The organism is ANME-2 cluster archaeon (genome assembly GCA_019429385.1).
In the GTDB taxonomy this organism is placed as follows: domain Archaea; phylum Halobacteriota; class Methanosarcinia; order Methanosarcinales; family Methanocomedenaceae; genus Methanocomedens_B.
This window is the reverse complement of the sequence record JAHYIS010000020.1, coordinates 1-22,527: the sequence shown is the minus strand read 5'-3', so window position 1 is coordinate 22,527 and position 22,527 is coordinate 1. Positions and strand designations below refer to the sequence as shown.

At 44.2% G+C, this 22,527-nt stretch carries 27 protein-coding genes; 21 read left to right on the top strand and 6 right to left on the bottom strand.

Translation table 11 applies throughout. The features are described from left to right. Positions 1-106: 106 nt before the first annotated feature. The 4 genes from K0A89_07890 to K0A89_07875 are packed head-to-tail and all read left to right on the top strand — an operon-like array spanning position 107 to position 3,367. Positions 107-916: a 2-amino-3,7-dideoxy-D-threo-hept-6-ulosonate synthase gene (locus K0A89_07890; protein MBW6518408.1), complete on the top strand. Its 810-nt coding sequence runs from the start codon at positions 107-109 to the stop codon at positions 914-916. Between the two features lies 1 nt (position 917). Continuing rightward, positions 918-1,832, top strand: coding sequence for a dihydroorotate dehydrogenase (locus K0A89_07885; protein ID MBW6518407.1), 915 nt, complete (start codon positions 918-920; stop codon positions 1,830-1,832). Further along, positions 1,829-2,620, top strand: coding sequence for a dihydroorotate dehydrogenase electron transfer subunit (locus K0A89_07880; protein ID MBW6518406.1), 792 nt, complete (start codon positions 1,829-1,831; stop codon positions 2,618-2,620). Before K0A89_07885 ends, K0A89_07880 begins: the two co-directional genes overlap by 4 nt. Beyond that, positions 2,621-3,367 (top strand): fumarylacetoacetate hydrolase family protein, encoded by a 747-nt coding sequence (locus K0A89_07875; GenBank protein MBW6518405.1) that lies wholly within the window; start codon positions 2,621-2,623, stop codon positions 3,365-3,367. Positions 3,368-3,394: 27 nt separating this feature from the next. Here K0A89_07875 and K0A89_07870 read toward each other — a convergent pair whose 3' ends face one another. Continuing rightward, positions 3,395-4,549, bottom strand: a complete 1,155-nt coding sequence (locus K0A89_07870; GenBank protein ID MBW6518404.1) for an AI-2E family transporter — start codon at positions 4,547-4,549, stop codon at positions 3,395-3,397. Between the two features lie 97 nt (positions 4,550-4,646). Between K0A89_07870 and K0A89_07865 the strand changes: the two genes are divergently transcribed. The 9 genes from K0A89_07865 (at position 4,647) to K0A89_07825 (ending at position 10,508) form a co-directional block, all read left to right on the top strand. Continuing rightward, complete coding sequence (locus tag K0A89_07865) at positions 4,647-5,294, top strand: histidinol phosphate phosphatase domain-containing protein (protein ID MBW6518403.1); 648 nt, start codon at positions 4,647-4,649, stop codon at positions 5,292-5,294. A gap of 65 nt (positions 5,295-5,359) precedes the next feature. After that, the gene (locus tag K0A89_07860; protein MBW6518402.1) at positions 5,360-5,614 is read left to right on the top strand and encodes a Gar1/Naf1 family protein; all 255 of its coding nucleotides are present in this window, start codon (positions 5,360-5,362) and stop codon (positions 5,612-5,614) included. A gap of 94 nt (positions 5,615-5,708) precedes the next feature. Further along, complete coding sequence (locus K0A89_07855; protein ID MBW6518401.1) at positions 5,709-6,716, top strand: transcription initiation factor IIB; 1,008 nt, start codon at positions 5,709-5,711, stop codon at positions 6,714-6,716. A gap of 45 nt (positions 6,717-6,761) precedes the next feature. Beyond that, complete coding sequence (locus K0A89_07850) at positions 6,762-6,962, top strand: hypothetical protein (GenBank protein ID MBW6518400.1); 201 nt, start codon at positions 6,762-6,764, stop codon at positions 6,960-6,962. Between the two features lie 27 nt (positions 6,963-6,989). Further along, entirely contained in the window at positions 6,990-7,628 is a 639-nt protein-coding gene (locus K0A89_07845; protein MBW6518399.1) for a LysE family translocator, read from the top strand. A gap of 76 nt (positions 7,629-7,704) precedes the next feature. Next, positions 7,705-7,929 carry a hypothetical protein gene (locus K0A89_07840; protein ID MBW6518398.1) on the top strand — a complete coding sequence of 75 codons (225 nt, stop codon included), beginning with the start codon at positions 7,705-7,707 and terminating at the stop codon, positions 7,927-7,929. Between the two features lie 741 nt (positions 7,930-8,670). Beyond that, entirely contained in the window at positions 8,671-9,141 is a 471-nt protein-coding gene (locus K0A89_07835) for a hypothetical protein (protein ID MBW6518397.1), read from the top strand. A 15-nt stretch (positions 9,142-9,156) separates the two neighbouring features. Further along, entirely contained in the window at positions 9,157-10,023 is an 867-nt protein-coding gene (locus K0A89_07830) for a PepSY domain-containing protein (protein ID MBW6518396.1), read from the top strand. 35 nt (positions 10,024-10,058) lie between these two features. Further along, entirely contained in the window at positions 10,059-10,508 is a 450-nt protein-coding gene (locus K0A89_07825) for a hypothetical protein (protein ID MBW6518395.1), read from the top strand. A gap of 168 nt (positions 10,509-10,676) precedes the next feature. Here the strand turns inward: K0A89_07825 and K0A89_07820 are convergent, their stop codons facing one another. The 3 genes from K0A89_07820 to K0A89_07810 all read right to left on the bottom strand — a co-directional run bounded on the left by K0A89_07820 (position 10,677) and on the right by K0A89_07810 (position 12,461). Further along, complete coding sequence (locus K0A89_07820; GenBank protein MBW6518394.1) at positions 10,677-11,708, bottom strand: class I SAM-dependent methyltransferase family protein; 1,032 nt, start codon at positions 11,706-11,708, stop codon at positions 10,677-10,679. A gap of 155 nt (positions 11,709-11,863) precedes the next feature. After that, complete coding sequence (locus K0A89_07815) at positions 11,864-12,259, bottom strand: type II toxin-antitoxin system VapC family toxin (GenBank protein MBW6518393.1); 396 nt, start codon at positions 12,257-12,259, stop codon at positions 11,864-11,866. Continuing rightward, the gene (locus tag K0A89_07810) at positions 12,243-12,461 is read right to left on the bottom strand and encodes an antitoxin family protein (protein MBW6518392.1); all 219 of its coding nucleotides are present in this window, start codon (positions 12,459-12,461) and stop codon (positions 12,243-12,245) included. The genes K0A89_07815 and K0A89_07810 overlap by 17 nt, the downstream gene beginning before the upstream one ends. 175 nt (positions 12,462-12,636) lie before the next feature. On the opposite strand from K0A89_07810, the gene K0A89_07805 reads away from it, so the two are divergent. After that, positions 12,637-13,575 (top strand): tributyrin esterase, encoded by a 939-nt coding sequence (locus K0A89_07805; protein MBW6518391.1) that lies wholly within the window; start codon positions 12,637-12,639, stop codon positions 13,573-13,575. Positions 13,576-13,578: 3 nt separating this feature from the next. Here the strand turns inward: K0A89_07805 and K0A89_07800 are convergent, their stop codons facing one another. Together K0A89_07800 and K0A89_07795 are read right to left on the bottom strand one after the other, a co-directional pair. Beyond that, the gene (locus K0A89_07800) at positions 13,579-14,091 is read right to left on the bottom strand and encodes a VanZ family protein (protein MBW6518390.1); all 513 of its coding nucleotides are present in this window, start codon (positions 14,089-14,091) and stop codon (positions 13,579-13,581) included. A 77-nt stretch (positions 14,092-14,168) separates the two neighbouring features. After that, positions 14,169-14,939, bottom strand: coding sequence for an undecaprenyl-diphosphate phosphatase (locus K0A89_07795; protein MBW6518389.1), 771 nt, complete (start codon positions 14,937-14,939; stop codon positions 14,169-14,171). A gap of 392 nt (positions 14,940-15,331) precedes the next feature. On the opposite strand from K0A89_07795, the gene K0A89_07790 reads away from it, so the two are divergent. The 7 genes from K0A89_07790 (at position 15,332) to K0A89_07760 (ending at position 22,500) form a co-directional block, all read left to right on the top strand. After that, on the top strand, positions 15,332-15,481 hold the full coding sequence (locus K0A89_07790) for a hypothetical protein (GenBank protein ID MBW6518388.1): 150 nt from the start codon (positions 15,332-15,334) through the stop codon (positions 15,479-15,481). 478 nt (positions 15,482-15,959) lie between these two features. After that, the gene (locus K0A89_07785) at positions 15,960-16,175 is read left to right on the top strand and encodes a PEF-CTERM sorting domain-containing protein (protein ID MBW6518387.1); all 216 of its coding nucleotides are present in this window, start codon (positions 15,960-15,962) and stop codon (positions 16,173-16,175) included. Between the two features lie 303 nt (positions 16,176-16,478). Continuing rightward, positions 16,479-17,366 carry a UDP-N-acetylglucosamine-1-phosphate transferase gene (locus tag K0A89_07780; GenBank protein ID MBW6518386.1) on the top strand — a complete coding sequence of 296 codons (888 nt, stop codon included), beginning with the start codon at positions 16,479-16,481 and terminating at the stop codon, positions 17,364-17,366. Between the two features lie 726 nt (positions 17,367-18,092). Continuing rightward, positions 18,093-19,025 (top strand): glycosyltransferase family 2 protein, encoded by a 933-nt coding sequence (locus K0A89_07775; GenBank protein ID MBW6518385.1) that lies wholly within the window; start codon positions 18,093-18,095, stop codon positions 19,023-19,025. Between the two features lie 48 nt (positions 19,026-19,073). Then, positions 19,074-20,150 carry a UDP-N-acetylglucosamine 2-epimerase (non-hydrolyzing) gene (gene wecB / locus K0A89_07770; protein MBW6518384.1) on the top strand — a complete coding sequence of 359 codons (1,077 nt, stop codon included), beginning with the start codon at positions 19,074-19,076 and terminating at the stop codon, positions 20,148-20,150. Continuing rightward, the gene (locus K0A89_07765) at positions 20,147-21,322 is read left to right on the top strand and encodes a glycosyltransferase family 4 protein (protein ID MBW6518383.1); all 1,176 of its coding nucleotides are present in this window, start codon (positions 20,147-20,149) and stop codon (positions 21,320-21,322) included. The genes wecB and K0A89_07765 overlap by 4 nt, the downstream gene beginning before the upstream one ends. Further along, positions 21,319-22,500 (top strand): glycosyltransferase family 4 protein, encoded by a 1,182-nt coding sequence (locus K0A89_07760; protein ID MBW6518382.1) that lies wholly within the window; start codon positions 21,319-21,321, stop codon positions 22,498-22,500. Before K0A89_07765 ends, K0A89_07760 begins: the two co-directional genes overlap by 4 nt. Positions 22,501-22,527 lie beyond the last annotated feature (27 nt).

The following is a 22,527-nucleotide window of genomic DNA, read 5'->3' as shown; positions in this document are numbered from 1 at the left end:
TTTTGCAATATATAAATATATATTATGTAAATAATTAAGGTGAAATTATCCATGGCTAAATAAATAAGTACCATTATAACCCTTCAATGGATTCAGGTGGAAAGTTATGCACAACAATATCCTGCAGTCAGGGAATATAGGCAAATCTGTCAGAATAGAGCGTATTATTAACCGGAAAACTGGCAGAACGATTATTATACCCATGGACCACGGTGTAGGGGCCGGCCCCATTCAGGGATTGGTTGACCTGTCGTCTATGGTGAACAAAGTTGCAGAAGGTGGTGCCAATGCTGTGCTGGGACACATGGGTCTTCCAAAATACGGTCACCGGGGTTATGGTAAGGATGTGGGGTTGATCATCCATTTATCGGCATCAACGTCCCTGGGTCCAGACCCCAATCATAAAGTACTGGTCACTTCTGTAGAAGATGCCATCAAGGTGGGAGCTGACTGCGTGTCAGTCCACGTAAATGTAGGTGCCCACGACGAGGCAAAGATGCTTGAGGACCTTGGTATGGTTGCAAGTAAATGTGATGAGTGGGGTATCCCCCTGCTGGCAATGATGTATCCCAGGGGACCAAAAGTTGATTCTGAACATGATGTAGAATATGTGAAACATGCTGCCCGTGTAGGAGCTGAACTGGGTGCAGACATAATCAAAACCAATTATACCGGTGATCCGGACTCGTTTCGTGAAGTGGTGAAAGGATGTCCTGTCCCTGTTGTTGTAGCCGGAGGACCGAGAATGGAAACCGAAATGGACCTGATGCAGGTGGTATATGATTCGGTCCATGCCGGAGGAAAGGGTGTGGCAATAGGACGAAACGTGTTCCAGGCCGAGGACCCCGTTGCTATCGTTTCAAAAATCGCAAAGATAGTGCATGAGGATTTTTCAGTGGATGAGGTCTATGGATAATATGGCCAGAACAGACCTTTCCATAGAACTTACCGGCCTTGCCCTGGAAAACCCGGCCATACTGGCGGCGGGCGTACTGGGTACCACGGGTTCATCCCTTAAACGGATTGCAGATTCTGGTGCCGGTGCTGTTGTGACCAAGTCGATCGGTATTGAACCAAAACCGGGCCATCCTAATCCCACCATGTTCAAACTGGGATGTGGATTTTTGAATGCCATGGGTCTGCCAAACCCTTCTTATAAGGAGTTCAGAGGTGAACTGATTACTGCCAGGGAAGGTGGCGTTCCTGTGATTGCCAGTGTGTTCGGTGCTCACCCTGACGAATTCTCTCAAATTATCACAGGACTGGACGGTGCTGATGCTTATGAATTGAATGTAAGCTGCCCCCATGCAAGTGGATATGGTGCAGCGGTCGGTACGGACCCGGTACTGGTAACAGAAATCACGAAGGCAGCTAAACAGGCCGCAAATGCGCCCGTATGGGTAAAACTCACTCCCAATGTGACAGATATCGTTGAGATTGGTGAGGCTGCCCAAAAAGGTGGTGCTGATGCAGTGGTGGCCATCAATACTGTACGGGGAATGGCCATAGATATCCACAGCGGCTATCCTATTCTGGGCAACCGTTTTGGCGGGCTGTCAGGGGCTGCCATACACCCGGTGGCTGTAAAGTGTGTCTATGACCTGTACCAGGCACTGGATATACCGGTGATAGGCGTGGGTGGTATTGCGAATTACCAGGACGTTGTGGAGATGATGATGGCAGGGGCATGTGCGGTACAGATAGGGTCTGCGGTCTATGACAGTATTAATATATTCAACGAGGTAACCGCCGGGTTGGCCCGATACCTGGCAGACAACAGTATGGAGCTTGATGACATTATTGGAATGGCTCACAGGAAGGTGGGAAGGTGAAACCACGAAATGCCATTATTACCGAAGTTATCCACGAAACGCCTACCATTACCACACTGAAAATGGATCTCAAGCTGGAAGCATTGCCTGGCCAGTTCGTTATGGTCTGGGTCAGGGGACTGGATGAGGTGCCCATGGCATTGTCGCATCCGGACGCTATCACGGTGCAGAGGGTGGGCGAAGCCACAAATGTGCTGTCAGGTATGCAGGTGGGCGACAGTATCGGCATCAGGGGTCCTTTCGGGAACGGGTTTGAACTGGAAGGCACCAGGATAATGCTCATTGCAGGTGGTGTAGGTGGTGCACCCTTGCTGCCGCTGGCACGGCTGGCATATGCAAAGGGGCTGGACATGACAACGATAGTTGGTGCAAGGACAGGGGATGAACTGCTGTTCGAACAACAGTTCTCACAGTGCGGTCGTGTCAGTGTTGCCACCGATGACGGGAGCAAGGGATATCATGGGTTTGTTACCGAACTCGTTAACCAGTTTGACCTGGAAAGCTTTGACCAGCTCTATGTCTGCGGCCCCGAACTGATGATGAAAGGTGTGCTTGATATTCTTCAGGCACAGGCGATTGAAGCCCGCTCACAGTTCAGTCTTCACAGGTATTTCAAATGCGGAATAGGGGTATGTGGTGCGTGCACAATTGACCCATCCGGCCAGAGGGTCTGCAAGGATGGACCTGTGTTCAAAGGCGACATGCTTATATATAGTGAACTGGGGAAATATCATAGGGATGCGACCGGGAAAAAAATTGTTCAGGAAAGATTTGAGGATAGTTTATAGATGATAGGTAGATTCAAACTTGATGATGAAGCTTTTACCGGAACCATACAGGGTACCAGGGTAATAGTGGAAAAGGACCTGTATAATGACTCGTACGAAATTGGAGAACTTGTATCACTCCCGCCTGTTGCACCTGGCAAGATAATTTGTGTGGGATTGAACTATGTAGACCATGCTCTGGAACTGGATATGGAACTGCCGGACCACCCCATAATATTCCTGAAACCCCCCTCGGCCGTAATCGGTAATGGAGACAAGATCCTGTATCCACCTGAGAGCAACCAGGTTGATTACGAGGCCGAGCTGGCGGTTATAATTGGCAAACGTTGCAGGAACATTGCGGCACGTCGTGTCGATGATGTGATAATGGGATATACCTGCTTTAATGACGTTACTGCCCGTGATATCCAGAAGATAGATAACCAGTGGACCCGGGCCAAGAGTTTTGACACTTTTGCACCCCTTGGCCCCTATATTCTCGAACCGGGGGAGATCGACCTGTCAGATGCGTTCATCCGTTCACGCGTTAACGGAGAGGTAACACAGGACTCCAATGTCAGTAATATGATATTTGATCCAGCAGCCCTTGTTGAGTTCATATCCCATATCATGACCCTGAATAAAGGTGATGTGATCGCCACCGGTACTCCGGCAGGTGTTGGAGAACTGCGGCCCGGGGATACTATTGAAGTAGAAATAGAAGGTATCGGCATCCTGAAGAACCAGGTGGCAAAAGCAAACTCTTGAATATTTCTTACGGATTCGTCGATACGACTAATCAATGGGTTCTTCTACAGGTTCTTTCCCAATAACATCTGCCAGTTCTTTTTGCTCAACCAATGAAACCTCTCTGTCATGATTTCCGATATCTGATGGTTTTCCGGGTTGAGTTCCAATGTATGTCCTGTAGAGCGCCAGCATGAAACCGAATGCTGCAGGACCTACAATAATTCCCATTGCGCCAACCACGAACAATGGAGCTGTGAATGAAAGCAAAGTGATGACGGGATGTATCTGCCCCTTTTTCATCATCAGTCTGGGTCTGATAACATTACCGGGAATGGTCTCAAGGAACAGCCAGCCGAATAGTAACAGAATTACTGCCCGGACCGGTTCATCCACTATAACATAGTAAATGGAGGCTGGTACATAGAAGGCACCCGGTCCCACGATTGGCAGCAGTGCCAGGATTGCAATGATGGCACCCCACATCACCGGATAAGGAACACCGATAAGCATCAGTCCGATACCGCCGATAATACCTGTGAGCACGCATACTAACAAATAGACATTGAACAGGCTGTTGTAAATGCTGTCCAGGTGATACAGGAATTCCCTGACGATCTCCACACGGTTGGACGGCAGGACATCGATGAGGGTCTGTACGATGTTATCCCTGTCAATGAGCAGGTAATATACCATGAAGATGACGACTGCCAGTTCCATGGCAAAGAGTGCAATATTTGATATGAAGCCAAGTACCACACGCTGGAGCAGGCTGATGGCTGACAATATGGCTGAAGATGCAGAACCTGCAAAGTTCTCTTTCATATTCTGCTGCACGGTATCAGGGATGTAATCCCCCATCAGTCCTATGCCGTAATCTATCAAAGAGTTCACATCCGTTTCCAGCACAGCCGGCTGGAGTTTTGCCAGTTCCGAGCCCAGGATGAAGATGATATTTACAAACAAAGCAGAAAAAATTAGTACAACTAAAACTATGGTTAAAATAGCAGTGATACGCCGGTTCTTTATCTTTGTGACCTGCCCCAGCTTCACGTCCAGGGGATGCAATACATATGCACCAAGCATGCTCAAAATTATGACATTCACAAAGACCCATGACAGGTATGTTACTAACAGGGCTGCTGACACGACAATTATACCTGCAATGATCGTGAAATGTTTACGTTCAAGGGGTCCGGTCATACCATCAAAATTATTTTATCCATTCAAAAGTGTTTCTACTATTTTTTTTATGGTACGTTAATTATAATATCTATTACCGTGATAATGAACCTGAACCATGATCGACCTTCATACCCATTCAATATTCAGTGACGGAGAACTGCTTCCCAGTGAACTTGTACGAAGAGCAGTGGTTCACGGATACACGGCAATAGCTATTACCGACCACGTTGATTTTACCAATATCGGGCATGTGCTGGACGGTATTAAGAAAGCTGCGTACCTTGAAGAGGTCTGGGATATACAGGTACTGCCAGGTGTGGAGATTACCCACGTTCCACCACAAAAGATAGCTGAAATGGTATCCCTGGCAAGGAAACTGGGCGCCAGGATAGTGGTTGTGCACGGGGAGACCCTGGCCGAGCCTGTGATTCCGGGGACCAACCGTGCAGCTATCGAAGCAGGTGCTGATATTCTGGCACATCCGGGACTCATATCAAGAGACGATGCCGTCCTTGCTGCAGAACAGGGTGTCTGTCTGGAAATTACGTCTCGTTGCGGGCATAACCGGGCCAACGGTCATGTGGCCAGAGTGGCAGAAGAGGTTGGTGCAGCACTGGTGGTGGGTACCGATTCCCATTCACCTGGCGACCTGCTTACTGATGAACAGGCACGTAAGGTCGCACTTGGTGCAGGGTTAAGTGAAAAACGTGCTAATGATGCCCTTATTTCACAACCTTTAAATCTGATTAATGCACATAAATAAACCTTTTACGATAAGCTTATATACAATCGTTTTAGTATATATAATACTTTCATAGAGGTGCATATTTGAAAACATTGGGAACTGTACTACACACTTCCAGCCATAAAAACCTGATTGTCAGAGGGGATGAAAACAATAACAAGAATACATTATTGCCCAGGATGAACAATGTGGTCATGAACCGTAAAATGAAAAAGCTCGGCAAGGTAAATGATGTGTTCGGTCCGGTCGACCATCCTTATTTTTCAGTTAGACTTTTCAGTAATGTGGCTAACGAGGAACTTCTCAAGCTCAAGCACAAGCACGTTTATGTGAGATAGCTGGTGAAAATACAACCGGGTTGATAGCGATACATTTGATATATATCTATGATTATGAACAGAACGATGATTTTTATTGAGGAAATGAGATAAAATGCCTGAACTAGAAAAAGAGAGGGAGGTCGAAAGACCCCAGAGAAGTAAGCTCCGCGAGAAGATACGGCAGGATAAAGAGAAAGTCGGTTCGTTTGAAAAGCCTAAGGTTGAATGCCCTGAGTGCGGCAGCCGCAGCCTTGTACAGGACTATGAACGGGCAGAACTGGTGTGCAACGAATGTGGCCTGGTAGTGGATTCCGAGTTCATCGACCAGGGACCGGAATGGAGGGCATTTGACCATGACCAGCGCATGAAGAGGAGCAGGGTAGGGGCGCCCATGACCTACACCATTCACGATAAGGGCCTGTCCACAATGATTGACTGGCGTAACCGTGATTCCTATGGCAAATCCATTTCATCCAAGAGCAGGGCCCAGTTGTACCGGCTGCGTAAATGGCAGCGCCGGATAAGGGTCAGTAATGCTACTGAACGAAACCTGGCTTTTGCTCTGTCAGAACTGGACAGGATGGCCAGTGCACTGGGTCTTTCCAGGAATGTGAGGGAAACCGCAGCTGTGGTGTACCGTAAAGCTGTGGATATGAACCTGATACGGGGTCGCAGTATTGAAGGTGTGGCTGCCTCGGCGTTGTATGCAGCTTGCCGCCAGTGCAGCGTGCCACGGACGCTGGACGAGATTGCCGAAGTATCCAGGGTCAGCCGCAAGGAGATTGGCAGGACATACCGGTTCATTTCCAGGGAACTGGGCCTGAAACTCATGCCCACATCACCCATTGACTATATCCCACGGTTCTGCTCGGGCCTGAACCTGAAGGGTGAAGTGCAGTCCAAGGGTGTGGAAATCCTGAGACAGGCCGCAGAGAAGGAACTTACGTCTGGCAGGGGCCCTACCGGTGTTGCGGCAGCGGCTATCTATATATCGAGTATCCTGTGTGGAGACCGCAGGACCCAGCGTGAGGTGGCTGAAGTGGCAGGTGTCACTGAGGTTACCATACGAAACAGATATAAGGAATTGGCTGAACAGTTGGATATAGAAATTATTCTATAAAAAGGGGCATATTTTTATGCCCCTCAAAAAATGGATGTTGATATATTGAGTCAAATATATGTTAAGGATTCAATCATAGAGGCACAGATACGCAAGGAGATGATACTCCAGCGCCTCTATGGCAATAAAGAAGCCATAGAGACCCACCTCTCGTTGTGTGAAGATGACACTTTGCTTCATGAAAAACTTATGAAAATCCTTGAATATCTAGACGATGAGATATTGATGTTCAAATCAGAAGAATAGGCTTTTTTCATTCAGGGTTCCTGGATAATGATAGATATCTCAACAATGCTGTTCATAGGATTCAGTGTTGGTCTTACTGGTGCTCTTGTGCCCGGACCTATGCTGTTTGCTACCATTGAAACGTCACTGACCAGGGGCTGGACCAGCGGACCCAGGGTGGTATCGGGACATGCATTGGTAGAGTTGCTGGTGTTTGTTTTTATAGTTACAGGTTTTTCTGCGCTGGCCAGTCATGGTGTCATCCTGTGGATTTCGATTATCGGGGGTGCCGTACTGGTGATATTCGGGGTCATGACCTTTAAGGAAGGCAAGACTGCCACACTCTCGGGTGGTAGCACCGTTTTCAAAAGTCCGTTTTTGGCAGGTATAATCACATCCGTATCCCACCCGTATTTCTGGCTGTGGTGGCTGACTGCGGGGGCAGGACTGATACTGATGGGGCTTGAGGCTAGCCTGTTTGCGGCTTCAATATTCCTGGTAGGTCACCTGATGGCGGACCTGGGCTGGTACACGCTGGTGTCTACTGCAATGAGCCGTGGGAGATCGCTGATGTCCGAGGTGCTGTACCGGCGGGTATTGATGGGATGCGGTGTGTTCCTGATGATATTTGGGGTGTGGTTCATGACCAGCCAGGTGGATCTGGGAAAATTGTCAGGATTGCTTTGATCAGATAAAAACATTGAAGATGCATGCTATTAAGGTAAGGTAAATGGTCACATTATTTAACATGAGGTTCAATAAAATGAATACACACAATGATTGGTTACGCGCTGTGGAAGCTATGGGTAAAATTCTCATATTTACTCCATTGATTGTTGCCCTCGTCTCCTGGATAAGTATTTTTTTAGCTGGTTCGAGTCCAAAAATAGATTATTCTGGTGCATTCTTAATGTTCCAGGCGGGATTCATCACCATCATTTACGCATCAATAAAGCGATTCCAGGAAGGGATGAGGAGTGTAAAGTAAAATAATTACCAGTCATGAGATATCATGATCACATTTGTTCATTTTCAGTAACCCGAAATTCAATGCACATGTTATATTGGTATGTTCATACGATCGCACAATCCTTTTTCCACCCACCACCCATTCATTGCTAAATGAGGCATGTTTATAGTGACATGATATGCCTGATTCAGCCGGATGTTCTCTATAGTAACACTATAGCTGCGGAATCATATCACACAGTTCTGAATAATCCAGCATCGTGTACTCTGATTTCCTATAGTTGAATGGATACTGGATGTATGGTACGATAAAATAATTTCCGTGAATTATTAAAAACATTTCTAATTATATATATATATATATATATATCTTGCCACCGAATATTAAGATAATTGCAATGGTTTTATATACAGTTGTGTATTATTCTCATCATTGCACAAATAAAATAATTTCGTGCAATAAATATAAGATGTGGGAGTTTCGACATGTTGAGATTAAGAAATAGGCTGAAATCCCACTATACCCGAAGGCATAGTATTGGTGGGATTTGAAGTTATTTAAAGCTTGCTGGTTTCGCCTTCGATAGAGGAAAAATATAGATGGAGGTATATAATGAAACGAAATAAATTGAAAATGTTAGCATCTATTTGCTTTATCGTTATGCTTACATTCTCGGCAACAGGTATTGCTGCTGCGGCAATCGCAGATTCAGATAAGCAAATGGATTAAGAAACAGATGCCAATATCTGGAACAATTATATGAGTCAGAAAGGATACGCGACTGTATATAATCACCAAGATAGTAAAAGTAATGTTCTTGGGAGAATACCATCTGATACCATATGGATGTTTTCAGGTCATGGCGGAGATTTAAGTGGAGTAGGTGCAACACGATTGTATTTTGACGAGCCTTACAATCCTTTATCATATATTGCGGGTGGCGATGTACCATCAAGCACAATAAAACTGGCATATGCTGATGCCTGCAAATCCTCAGTACGGCATTGGGGAATGTATGATGTAAGCGAAGGTTTCATAAATCAAGGAACGACGGCTTACATAGGATTCACCAGAACTGTAAATATCGGTGAATCAGAAAATTTCACAGATGAATTCGGATATTTACTGATACATGGAAATACAGTACACAATTCAGCTCTATGGGCAGGTCAGCGAACAACTATTGGAAGCGATTACACCATTTATGGTGACGATAGCATAACAATTTAAGAAGAGGTGGGATAAATGAAAAATAAGTTTGTAATAGTATCAATATGCTTAATTGTTATCGGATTAATCGCGATTGCAATGGCAAGTCAGAATTCTGGTATGGATGGCCTCAATTTTAACAATGTGAAAAACCCGATTACTAAGGAACAAGCAAGTAATATTGCAGCAAAATCGCTTCCTGTAGACAAATCACAGATAAACTTACGGAGCGATGACACGAATATATATTGGGAGTTTGACTATATTGATGGAAAAGATGTGACCATCATTGATATAGATGCAAATGCCGGGCAGACGATAGGTTATTTTAACTCTTCTAGAGCTGGCAATAAAACATCGATAACATCGAATAAAGCACTTATGATGGCAAAAACTCAACTGGTAGAATATGCAATTGATATCGATTCGTTGGAAGTTCTCCAGGCTTCTGTAGAGCTGATCGAATATCCACATGAAAAAATGTATGCCATTGTATGGACACAGCAGAAGAATGGAGTGCCGGTATACGGAAATTTTATTTCTGTAAGAATCGATGCAAATACCGGCGAATTAATCTCATTTGTTGAGAAAATTGCCGATGAATCGAGCATGGCTGCCATCGATACAACCCCCGAAATTATCAGAGAAGATGCGATCAAGGCTGCAAATGAATTCCTGAATAAGAGCTACGGACTCCCACATGATTCGAAACTAATGAGTTCATCTCTGGAAATCAGAAAACCAAATGATTGGGCTAATACGCGCAATACAAATCCTACCGGCAGCTATACCTTAGCATGGATTATAACATTTGAAGATGAAACAAGGGGAGATGGTGCCATAGTGCAGGCTTGGATGGATGGTCATACAGGAGAAGTAATTGGAGGGGACAGGTGCAAATAAAACCTCCAATTTTTTATTTTTTGAGGTGAGTGAGTATGAATAAAAAAAATATTGCTATTGCAATCAGCATTTCAATTGTTATTTTATATATCATTGCAACGGTATTAGGATTCTTTAGTATGGGAGTTCTCAGCGTTTATACCGATAAAAAAGAATATGAGGTCGGTGAAAAAATAACCATCAATATTAAAAACAGCGGAATAACGCTTCTGGCTGGGGTTCCAAAATGGGAGATATATAAAATCAACGACCACAATGAGACATTAGTTTTTTGGAATGAAATTAAAGGTCCTGAATATATATGGCCGCAAGGGTATTTTGGCCTACCTCATCATACAATCTGGGATCCCTCTAAAATATATACCCACACTGGTTTGGAGGATGTGGGACCACAAAAGGAAGGGACGTACAGGGTTGTTGCAATGGTCCGTACGGGGGGCGGGTTTAACACTTCAAGCAGCACAATAATTACTATAAATGGGTAAAAAAAAGGTATTTGTTTAGCCCATATACAACTCTCGCCTGAGTAATTCCTCCAGTTCTTCAAATCCATTCTTACCCTGTAGCCTCCAGTCAGCCATTAAAGATGCAATATACTGATAATGTCAATGGCGGTGTAAAGTAAATTATAAACCAGTCATGAGATATCATGATCACATTTGTTCATTTTCAGTAACCCGAAACTCAATGCACACATTATATTGATACGGTGCATACGATCGCACAATCCTCTTTTCAACACACTCCACCCCTCTCCCCTGTCGCACCGCAGCACCCCGTATCAATTCCCAGGAGCTTCGATACAGATCATCCTCGTGCGTGATGTCATAAAAATGCACCATGCCCCCATCCCTGGCCACACGTATTCCGCTGTCCAGGAATTCCCTGGCAGACTGGGGCAGGTTCATGATTATATGGTCTGCCCGGTGTTCCAACTTTGCGGCCGCATCCCTGGCATCATCTTCCCTCGCACGCACATTATTCACTTTATTCAACAGGATGTTCTCCCTCAATAACTCTACAGCGACTGGATTCTTATCAATGGCCACCACGCTGGCGCCGGGCACGGTCCTGCCGATAAGTATGCTAAAAGGGCCGACACCTGCGAACAGGTCCACTACACACTGCCCCGGTTTCACCGTTTCGGCCACCCGTTGGCGCTCGCTCCCCAGGCGGCCTGAAAAATAGGCTCCGGCAAGGTCCACCTTATACCGGCACCCGTATTCCTTATGCACGGTATGGGTTCTGTCCTCACCTGCCAGTACCACAAACTGCCGGGTCCTGAACTCGCCTTCAACATGGCTTACCGCCCCCAGTACCACCTTGAGACTTTTACGAAACTCCATCAATGCACTGGCGATACGGGGAGCGTCAGGGTCATCGGCGTCAATGATGGCGATATCTCCAACCACGTCAAAGGTGGGTGTGAAGCCCAGTATGTCTTCGAGTGATGGTTTTTTCGGTTTTGTTTCAAATTCGGCTTCTATGATGGTGAGATTATCATCTGTCTCTAAACCGATTCGTTCTAACAGTTCGTCAGGGTCAGGTTTGCTGTTCACAGGAATAAGGATATATTCATTGTCCCTGCGCAACTGGGCTTCCGGGTGGATGTTGCCTGCCTGCAGCAACAGCCTTCGTGTATCCTCTGCCAGTTTTCTGGGTACCCTGATGGCCCATAGTTTCATGGGATTTACAATGTCCTGGCACGATAAAAGGGTTTAGATAAATGAAAATGAAATTATTCAATTGAACACCCTAATAAAAGAACAAGAAAATCCTCCCTACGGTCGGATTAACTTGAATACAAAAAGTTATACTTTATGTACAAAAACAAAGTAATTTACCAGTTAAAAATGTCTAATCTTTCAACAAACTTAAAGTGACCATCCTGGGTCAGAAGTGGAACTTCGAGCTCCAAACATGCTGCAGCAACCCATATGTCATTTTCAGGAATTGGAGTTCCGTTTTTTTTAAGATTTAAACGCACTTCAGCGTAACGTTTAGCAACTGATTCATCAACCTGCATGATAAGAGAATACTCTGCAAATTGTTGAATAACATGTTCATTCTGTTCTTTTTTAGCACTATTTAAAGCACCATAAAGTAGTTCACCCAGAACAGTAACTGGTAAAATAATTACGTCTGCATCATCAATCAATGTACATACTTCAGAAATACCTTCTCTGTAGGCGATTACAGCGTTAGTATCAACAGCTAACCTACCACTCGCCTTCAATTTTTTCGAACTCCTCATCAATAAGTTTCTGCATTGCCATAGCTTCGTCATGTGTCATTGTTCCAGCTACTTCACGCAAACCTTTTTTGGAAGGACGCCGAGAAAAAATCGCTACCATCCTTTCATGTTCCCTAAGACCTTCAACTGGGCCAATAGGCTTAAAAACGTTATCCTCATAAACAACTTCTATAGCCTTTGTCATAATACTCTTTAATTCCTTTTGTGTTAATAATTAACATTACATTTCAATATATATAATCTGTTGGTTCAATGGTTTTAAGTCGCCACTTTAAATGTATGCATCCCACTCTACCTGTTAATCTTCAGAGCAAATAAATCCCGATAAATAATTAAACATACCAGATAATTAAGTCGCAATGAATGACACACTGACATTAGATATACAATCTCTAACAAACTGCCTGTGTGACTTCACATACAATTTCTACTGGCAGCACGAAGGCACTGAACTCGACCCTGATGCTCCTATTGACAACCAGCGAGGTAGTGAATATACCCACCGTAACCTGGTGGAACACCTGCGGTCGGGCGGTGATGTGCATATCATAGGCAATGCGGGCAGCAGACTGGCTTCCAGCCTGGGTGTTGACCTGAAATATTTCGGTGGAAGTGGGCATGCACTGGATGTAGGCAGCATATTCGTGGATGGAGATGTTGGCACCCGCATGGGTATCAGCATGGTATCGGGCCGGATATATGTTTCAGGCAGCGTGGCGCAACCCTTGGGGAATGTGGTCGAGGTGGTATCTGGCCGGGATGGTTATCATTGTTTCAGGTCCATCACAGATATCCTGCACCACGGGATGGGCGTGGATACGTTCATTGACGGCAGGAATTCTTTCCAGGATAGGGACGTACCATGCCTGGTGCTGGCAGATAGCGTGCTCAGGGATACGGTGGGCGCCCGGTGTGAGCGGGATGCCAGGGTGATGGTGGAAGGTGACGTTAGTCTGAGCACTGGCATCCTGATGAGAAAAGGCACAATCTATGTGGATGGAAATGCGGGTATGAACACGGGTACGCTGCTGGCTGGGGGCACTGTGGTGGTACGGGGAGATGTAGGTGAGTTCGCGGCTGCAGATATGCGGGCGGGCAACCTGATTATCACGGGCAGGTCCCGGGGGTACCTGTGCGCCAATATGCGGGGCGGGGCTGTGTTCGCGAAGCGGGAGGTGAAGGTGATACCACCGGCCAGGCAGTGCCAGCCATCCGATGGTGACCTGAAACTGCTGGTGGATGTACTGGACACGAACCGGATGGATGCTATGAGTTACAGGAAATATGAGATATGTTGATGGCTATTGCGCGTGGCCTCTGCGAAACCATTTGTTTATCAATCTTACCATAGCGACAAAACACGGAGTTATGATGAGGGAAAAAACAAGACCTGCTGTGTCTGCTATAACATCGGCCTGAGATGAGGTTCGGCCCGGAACAAAGGACTGGTGTATTTCGTCAGTTATTGCATATGATACCCCTATTACCAGAGCGAGCAATACAGCATATCTTCGCAATTGAGCGTTCCTTGAAAAGTGCATAGTCAGGTAAAGTAAGATACCGAATCCTGTGTAAAGAATGAAATGCATGGCTTTATCCTGGTTGTTATACGCAAAATACGAGATCTCTTTGCTAATACCCAATCCGGACCCTTCTAAAAAGGAGAGAATGTCCAGAAGGTATTGCTTTTTGATAAAACCCAGATGTGAGGATACATCACTTTGTGCAGAGAGATAGAATATGAACAGTGCATATACTATGCTGGATATCAGGAAAAATGTGAAAATATTTACAGGCCGCAGATATCTTGCCATTGCCGATTATACATCATTCGTAGGTTAAACATTTTCCGAATTTCCGGAGATGTTCTGTTGGTCTCGAATGTCCGGGTTTATAACACATAATGCCCGGCTGAGAGGATGATGGTCAGCACTCCCAGGGATATACAAAAGAGGGAGAAATCCACCCTGTCGGCATATTGCAGGAGAAAATCCATCATTATATATCCCACCAGAAGTGATGACAAGAACAATGCAAGCCCCTGTACAGGGTCAAGGGTGAAGACCATATCGGCGTCCAGGGCAACTGCACCCAGTACAACCGGAACACTGATGAGGAATGAAATCACCAGGGCGGTCTTTTGTTCAACATTTCGAAGAAGCAAGGTTGTCAGCGTTACACCCGAGCGGGATATTCCCGGGAGAATGGCAAATCCCTGTACCAGTCCCAGGAGTATCATATCAGAACGGGTGATAGAACCTCTTGATTTGTGCCCTTTCCCTTTATTCAGGCCAAGAATTACGCCGGTTAGAATGAGCAGGACTCCGATAAGGAGTGTAGCGGCAATACCGCCAGTAAAGGTGCTTTTTAAGAGGAAATATAGCGGCAGACCGGTTAGTCCGGTGCATACGGTGCTGATCACTATGATCCGGGTAAGTTCACGGTCTTTGCCTGTTATTATTGTTCTGAACTCTTCCCTGAATTTTATCATCACAGCAAAGGATGTGCCAAGATGCATGAAAATTGCTAATGATAACGCTTCATTCACATTCATGTGAAAGGCATTGAGCAGGATGAGCATGGACTGGCCTTCACTGCTGATAGGCAACCATTCGAAGATGCCCTGGATGATGCCTAATACTATTGCCTGGATGATGTCCATGTGTTACCTGCCATGTGCGTTTATGCTGATGACCTAATTAAATGTCATATTATATGAGATGCACTGATAAGGGTTTCTGAAATTGTGTTATTCTTTATGGGATTTGGAAATAACAAGAATATCTTCCCAAGGGCAGGACTAATGAGAATGCAAAATGGTGTATTTCATGAACACTGAAGTTAAATAAATCTTATTATAATTTCAAAAAATATTTATTATATAAATACGGGTTGCCGTTTATTTCTTTGGTCTGGCATCATAGTAAATACGTTGAGCAACTCATTATGATGAGTACAACTATCACAGGGTTTTTTACAGTTTCCGGAAAATATTAAATACTTATGAATTGATAATAAATATTATAAGAAAATAAAGGGTTGGTGGTTTTGGGAATGAACTTAATGAAGATCAATTGTGGTCATTGCCACAAGGAAATACTCGTTTTTGATGAGTATGTTAGCGAACCGATGTTCTGTACATTGGGTTGTATGGATGAAAGTGAAAAAGATGAATTTGGGATCAATCTGTTACAGGGGGATTAGATACATGATAAGAAGATTTAAAGCGAGGGGAAAATTTCTATTTCTTGCACTAATTTGCGTAATTATTGTAACTCCAACGTCTCTAAGTGGAGGGGGGGGAGGAGTCACCGGACAGCTTTGGCTTGAACCATTTGGTTCAACATATAATCCTGATCACACTGACGATTGGGGAGATGAGTCATGGATTATTACTGATGATTCTTTTAATCTTACAATCACGAATCACAATCAGAATAAATGTATATCCATTATTTATCTATTAATGGCGGTAAATGCAGATCCAAATGATCCAATGAATTCAATAGGTTTAACCGTAAATGGCATATCTGTGAATAATTGGATACCAGCAGATGGTACCAAACCAGAGATTCCCACTGATGATCATTTCTTATACCCCACGCATGGCATTTATCAAACAGGGGCATGGTATAGTATTACCAGAATCGATCTCGGTACAAACCTTTGCAGTGATGAATCTATTGAAATCCCGATAGTTACTTCCGGTGGTGATAGCTCCATAAAATTCCATGGTGATGGAGTTGGAGCAGATGACGATAATAAAGCAATAGTCTTTGTCCCGCCCTCACATGATTTTAATAACGAGATCCCGGAATTCCCGACTATTGCCCTGCCAATAGCAGCTATTGTAGGAATAATGTTCATATTGCAGAGTAGGAAAGGAAAAGAGGATTGAAACAATCCTCCTCCTTTTTCTATTTTTTCTATTTTTTGCAATGAAGTCTCAATGTTTGTTTGTTTTTTTTCGGTCGCTTCGGAAATCCGACTGAGGTTACTTTAATTCTTTTGAATACAATTTACCACAAAAGTTAAACCTCTGAAAAAAGAATAAACAACAGAAATAGTCCATTAAATAAACCAGGAGACCGTCCGCATTATACAGCTTTTCGAAATAATAAGTCACCTCACCTACCAGCAGTTCATTACCATAGAAATACTATGCGTACTCCTGCTCCCACTGATCGCCGTTGCCATTTCAATGCCTTACTTTATAAGGAAACTCACAAAAAAGGGCATGGTGGTCAAAGACTATTACAAATCCGGTGAAAAGATGGTGCCAACCGGTGGCGGGATAGCCATCCTCCTCATTGCCATGCTTGCCCTGTCCCTGAACTCGCTGTTCTTCAAGTTCTCGGCCACGAATTATGTGGTGCTCATTGTTATCGCAATGTTCGGTATATTTGGCGTACTGGACGATATGATAGATATCGGCCGCACGTCAAAACTCCTCTTGATGTATTATTGTTCATATCCCCTCATTCAATATGCAACCCATACGGCCATTGTATTCCCGGCTATCGGGTCCGTGGAACTGGGGATATTCTATCTTCAATTTATTGTACCCACATATGTCCTGGTGGCTTCAAATCTGGTCAACATGCATTCCGGATATAATGGGATGTCCTCAGGTCTATCGATCATTGTCCTGGTCTCATTGATCATCAAGAGCATTGTGATGGAAGATGTGGATAATATTTTATCTGTGGTCAGTATTACCGGTGCAACTCTTGGTTTTTATTTCTATGAACGGTATCCGTCAAGGATATTCTGGGGCAATATCGGTTCGCTGACCGTGGGTTCGGCCATTGGGGCAATTATTGTGATACAGGGTTTTATTGTGAGCGGATTTATCATGCTGATCCCCCATACGGTCAATTTCCTGATGTATGTATACTGGAGAGTGAGGAAATTTCCCGTGGCCAAGTTCGGTGGCCCAAGGGCAGATGGAACCCTTGAAGTGCCCAATCCATTGACCCTTAAGTGGGTATTGCCCTATTATTTCAGAGTTAACGAAAAGCACGGGGCCTGGGCAATGTTCGCTTTGACGGGGATTTTTTGTATGATTGGAATATTTGCACCCTGGTAGCCAGTTCAGTCCTGAGGTCTTTCCCTTTTTTTACAGGAACTACCGATGTCCGGGCAAGAATGTACTTTGGTTGGTACAAATACTAGCTTCAGGCTTGATTTTATGATAACCAGGAACGGTTTGTGTGCTTTTTTCAGCATATTCAATACCCAGTTTTCAGATTCAGGAAACGTGGTTTTGAGTTATGGAGCGAGATACTGGTAGATGCAGGTCTTAATAAGTCAAGAGAAGATGGTTGATATTTGCGTTCGGTATGATATTGATCGTTTTCTTGCCAATCCGGTATGATATGGATTCGGGGTGATGGCGAAGGTGCTCTTTGATATGGGATTGAACAAGCAGCTATTATCCTTTACTAGACTTGGCGCGTTGATAGCTTTAGGAGGGGACATGCTGGGGAAAAAATGGTTCCGGGAAGAAATAGATTGGCGACGCTGGCAATTGTTTAAGTACAATATGTTATACATAATTATATAAATGGAATGAGATAATTTGTATATAGAGTGCAATTAAATATCCGAAGGAAAATAATGTTTGAAGATTGGGTAATTATTAACTCGGAAATCCAGCATGAAAAACCTATTCTAAAAAAGACAGGATTGATAAAAAAGATATGCAGGCAGCGTTAGATTGATGAATTCTTACGGAAAAAAAAAACGGAGCTTTATACGTGAACTTTGATCTGAATTTTGATACATTGAAGGACATTCTACATATGTTTCCCTCATGGTACTCCACCCATATTCACCCAACCCATTTCCCGGAGGTGCCCACCTGCCCACCATAACCGCCGTCCTCTCCGCCTACAATGAGGAGGTCAGCATAGGTTCCGTGATCCTTCGCACACGTCAGTATGTCGACCGGGTGCTTGTTATCGACGACGGTAGTACGGACCGGACCGCAGAGGTAGCCGAACTGGCCGGGGCCGAAGTGATACGGCATCCCATAAACAGAGGGAAGGGTGCGGCGCTCAGGAGTGGTTTTAAAGCGGCCAAAGGGGCTGATATCATCGTGACATTGGATGCTGACGGACAGCACCATCCTTCTGAAATACCCAAACTTATTGCTCCTATCCTGGAGGGGGAAGCAGATGTTGTGAACGGCAGCCGTTATATGAACGGCCACGGCAAGAATACTCCTGGATACCGCCGCCTGGGCCAGAAAGTGCTGGACAAGGCCACGAACTTTAGCAGTGGGCTTGATGTGACCGATAGCCAGAGCGGTTTTCGTGCTTTTGCGGCACATACCATACCAGCTTTCAGGTTCAGGGAAAGCGGTTTTGAGATAGAGAGCGAGATGCTGGTGGATGCTGCTCTTGCAAAGCTGAGGGTGAAAGAGGTGGATATCAGTGTTCGGTATGATGTTGATTGTTCCACTGCGAATCCGGTGAGGCATGGGTTGAGGGTGCTGGTGAAGGTGCTGCATGATATGGAGCTGAATCGGCCGCTATTTTATTTTACGGTGCCGGGAATAGCATTGATGCTGGCAGGATTTGGGATCGGGCTGCATTATATTAAACTATTTTTAGCAGGAGGGCAGTTGCCGTTCGGACCATCTTTGCTTTTGATAATGTTAACATTAATAGGAACATTTTCAGCATTTACCGGAATCATTCTACACACTATGTCATTGTTGATAAGAGAGACTAAAAACAAATAAAACGGTAGATAAAAAAGATATTTACACGCGTTAGGAAATGTCGACTTCATGAAAATTGTAATTATTCTTGGAACGAGGCCTGAAATTATCAAATTGTCTCCTTTAATAAGGGAGTGCGAAAAAAGAGGCACAGATTATTTTATTCTTCATACCGGCCAGCATTATTCACGTAATATGGACCGTATTTTTTTTGAGCAACTTGAACTACCCGAACCTAAGTATAACCTTTGTATCGGGTCTTCCAGTCACGGCGAACAAACGGGAAAGATGATGATGGGTATTGAGGAGATCTTAATAAAAGAAAGCCCGGATATCGCGTTGTTGCAGGGGGATACTAATACTGTACTGGCCGGTGCTATCGTGGCTGCAAAGCTGGGCATAGGGGTCGGTCATGTTGAAGCAGGTCTTAGAAGTTATGACAGGAAAATGCCTGAGGAAATTAACCGTGTTTTGACTGACCATTGTTCAGATTACCTTTTTTCCCCGACTGAAAAGTCAAGGGAGACATTAATTGGAGAAGGGATCCCTGCTGAGATGATCTTTGTAACCGGCAATACCATTGTTGATGCAGTCTTCCAAAACCTGGAAATTGCAGATAATAGGGTCGATATCCTCAATGACCTTCATCTTAAAGCTGGAGAATATTTCCTTGCAACAGTACACAGACAGGAAAATGTGGATGAAAAAAAGATATTTGAGGGAATTATTAAGGCACTGGAACTTGTTGCTGAAATGTTTGGGTTACCGGTAATATACCCAATTCATCCGAGAGCAAAAAAAAGAATGGAAGAATTCGACATCGTGGTAAATACTATTGAATTCATTGATCCACTGGACTATCCAGGCTTCCTTCAACTTGAAAGTAATGCCCGATTGGTACTCACGGATTCAGGCGGTGTGCAGGAGGAGACCTGTATCCTGAATGTCCCGTGTGTTACTCTGAGGGATAATACTGAAAGACCAGAAACCATTGAAGCAGGTTCCAATATCATTGCAGGGACATCTCCTGAAAAGATTCTGGATTCTGTCAGGAAAATGGTAAAAACCAACAAAAATTGGACTAATCCGTTTGGGGATGGCAGGGCAGGAGAAAAGATAATTGGGATACTGGAGCGTCATGTATGAACATCCTGGTGACTTCGATAGTTGATTTGAAAAAATCCCAGCATAACAGGCCCCATCAATTTGTCAGGCATCTTTCGAAAGATCATGACGTAACTGTTCTCAGCATAAATGACTGGTGGAAAGGTGGGCAGGGCGACCTGGAATCGTATTCAAGGGATTTCGATGATATTTTTGACAGGATAGATTATTACCATTTAACTGATAGAAAAGTGAGTCCTGTGCTTCAGGAAGTATTGTCAAGGAACAAAGTGAATGAAATTGTGGAAACAAACGACTTTGACGTTCATTTGAATTATAGTACCTTGGTGTCGGGTTATTTTGCGGCCAGGAAACTGAAAACCGTATATGATATTGCTGATGACCTGGGTGCAATGGTACGACATTCACCCCAAATCCCTGGAATATTAAGACCGGTTGGCGGTTTTTTTGGAGATATGATGCTGAAAAAGAACATTCGTATCTCAGAGAGGATCACCCTGACCACAGAGGTACTGAGAACGGCTTATGATATCCCTGAAGGTAAATCAGACATAATCTCAAATGGAGTGGATACCGATCTTTTCAGGGATCATGGTATGGGTGCGAGGTACGATTTTGGTCTTGATGGTTTTATTATTGGTTATGTGGGTGTGATGAGGGAATGGATAGACCTTGAGCCGATCTTTTCTGTGTTAAAGGAGTTGAATGATGAGGTCAAGCTGGTTGTGGTTGGGAAAGAGGGCAGGTTCGGGGAGAACGTGGAACTGGCAAAAAGGTATGGAGTTGAGAAGAAGGTGATATTTACCGGTATGGTACCCTATTCTGAAGTGCCAAAGTATATTTCAGCCATGGATGTTTGTATTATGCCTTTCAGGGAGGGGGCAATTTCTGAGATGGCGGTTCCTTTGAAGTTATTCGAGTATATGGCATGTGGGAAGCCGGTACTTTCAGCCAGGCTGCAGGGGATACATGGGGTTGCAGGAGAGCGAGTACTCTATGCATCTGGCAGGGATGAACTGAAGCAAAAGATACTGGCACTGTATGAAGATGAGGGGCTTAGAAAAAGGTTGGGTGCGCAAGGCAGGAGGTTTGTGGAAGAGAATTATGATTGGTCAAAGATAGTGGGACAAATGGAAGAGGTGTTGGTCAGCACGACAATGGGGGAGAGAAAAGAGAACAGGGAACTCACATGAAAATTCTGATCACTTCACTGCCTGACGTAAAACGCATCAATCCCCAGAGACCGCATCATATTATCAAGCACCTGTCCCGGAACCATGAGATCACGATTTTGAGTGTTAAAGCCTGGTGGTTAGAGGAGAAGCATGATGAGTATCTGGAAGAGTGTCTGAAAGATGCCAGGTTACATTATATCACCGAGAGGCACATAAATCCTGTGTTACAGGAATTATTGTTAATAAAAAATTTCGACTTGTTTGATGAAAAACTGCATTTCAGTGACTATGATGTTCATATCAATTTTAATAGTCTCATCGCAGGTTATTATGTGGGTAAAAAGGTAAAGTCTTATGATATTCCGACGGTATTTGATGTGGCTGATGACTTGCCTGAAGCGATTAAGACATCCCCACAAATCCCACGTGTGTTCAAGAATATCGGGCATTCTGCCGGGAAATATATGTTTAATAAATCTCTGGAAACATCTGATAAGATAACTTTGGTAACAGATTCACTATTAAATTCCTACTGCTTTCCCCCTGATACATCAAGAATAATACCTAACGGCGTGGATACTGAATTATTTTATCCCCGGGATTCCGGGAATCTGAAGAGAAAATTAGGAATAGAACGCGATTTTATCCTGGGATTTGTTGGTGTATTAAGTGAGTGGGTTGAGCTTGAACAGACTTTTGCTGCAATAAAACGATTGGTCAGTTCTGGTTACCATGTTAAGATGGTAATTATTGGAGACGGCGACAGGTCATTCCAATTAAAAAAATCAGCACAACAACTGGGGATTGCGGGAAATGTTATTTTTGTGGGAAGTGTCCTGACCCGTGAATTGCCTAATTATATCTCCTGCATGGATGTGTGTATGGTCTCACGAAAAACCACTGGAGATAGTCAAAATTCATTCCCGTTAAAATTACTTGAATATATGGCATGCAGGAAACCTGTAATTTCTACAGATTTAAAAGGTGTCAGGGAAATAGCTGAGGATAAGGTAATATATACCGCAATCAGCGATGAGATAGAACAGGCAGTGATCCATCTCTTTAATAATAAAGAAATGAGGGAAAAAATGAGTTATGAAGGGATGGAATTCGTAAACGAAAATTATAGCTGGCAAAAGATATGTTCAGATTTCGAAAACGTCCTGATAGAGGCAGTACATGGGTACACTAAATAAAAAAGAGATGGCGACAAAGTCAATTGA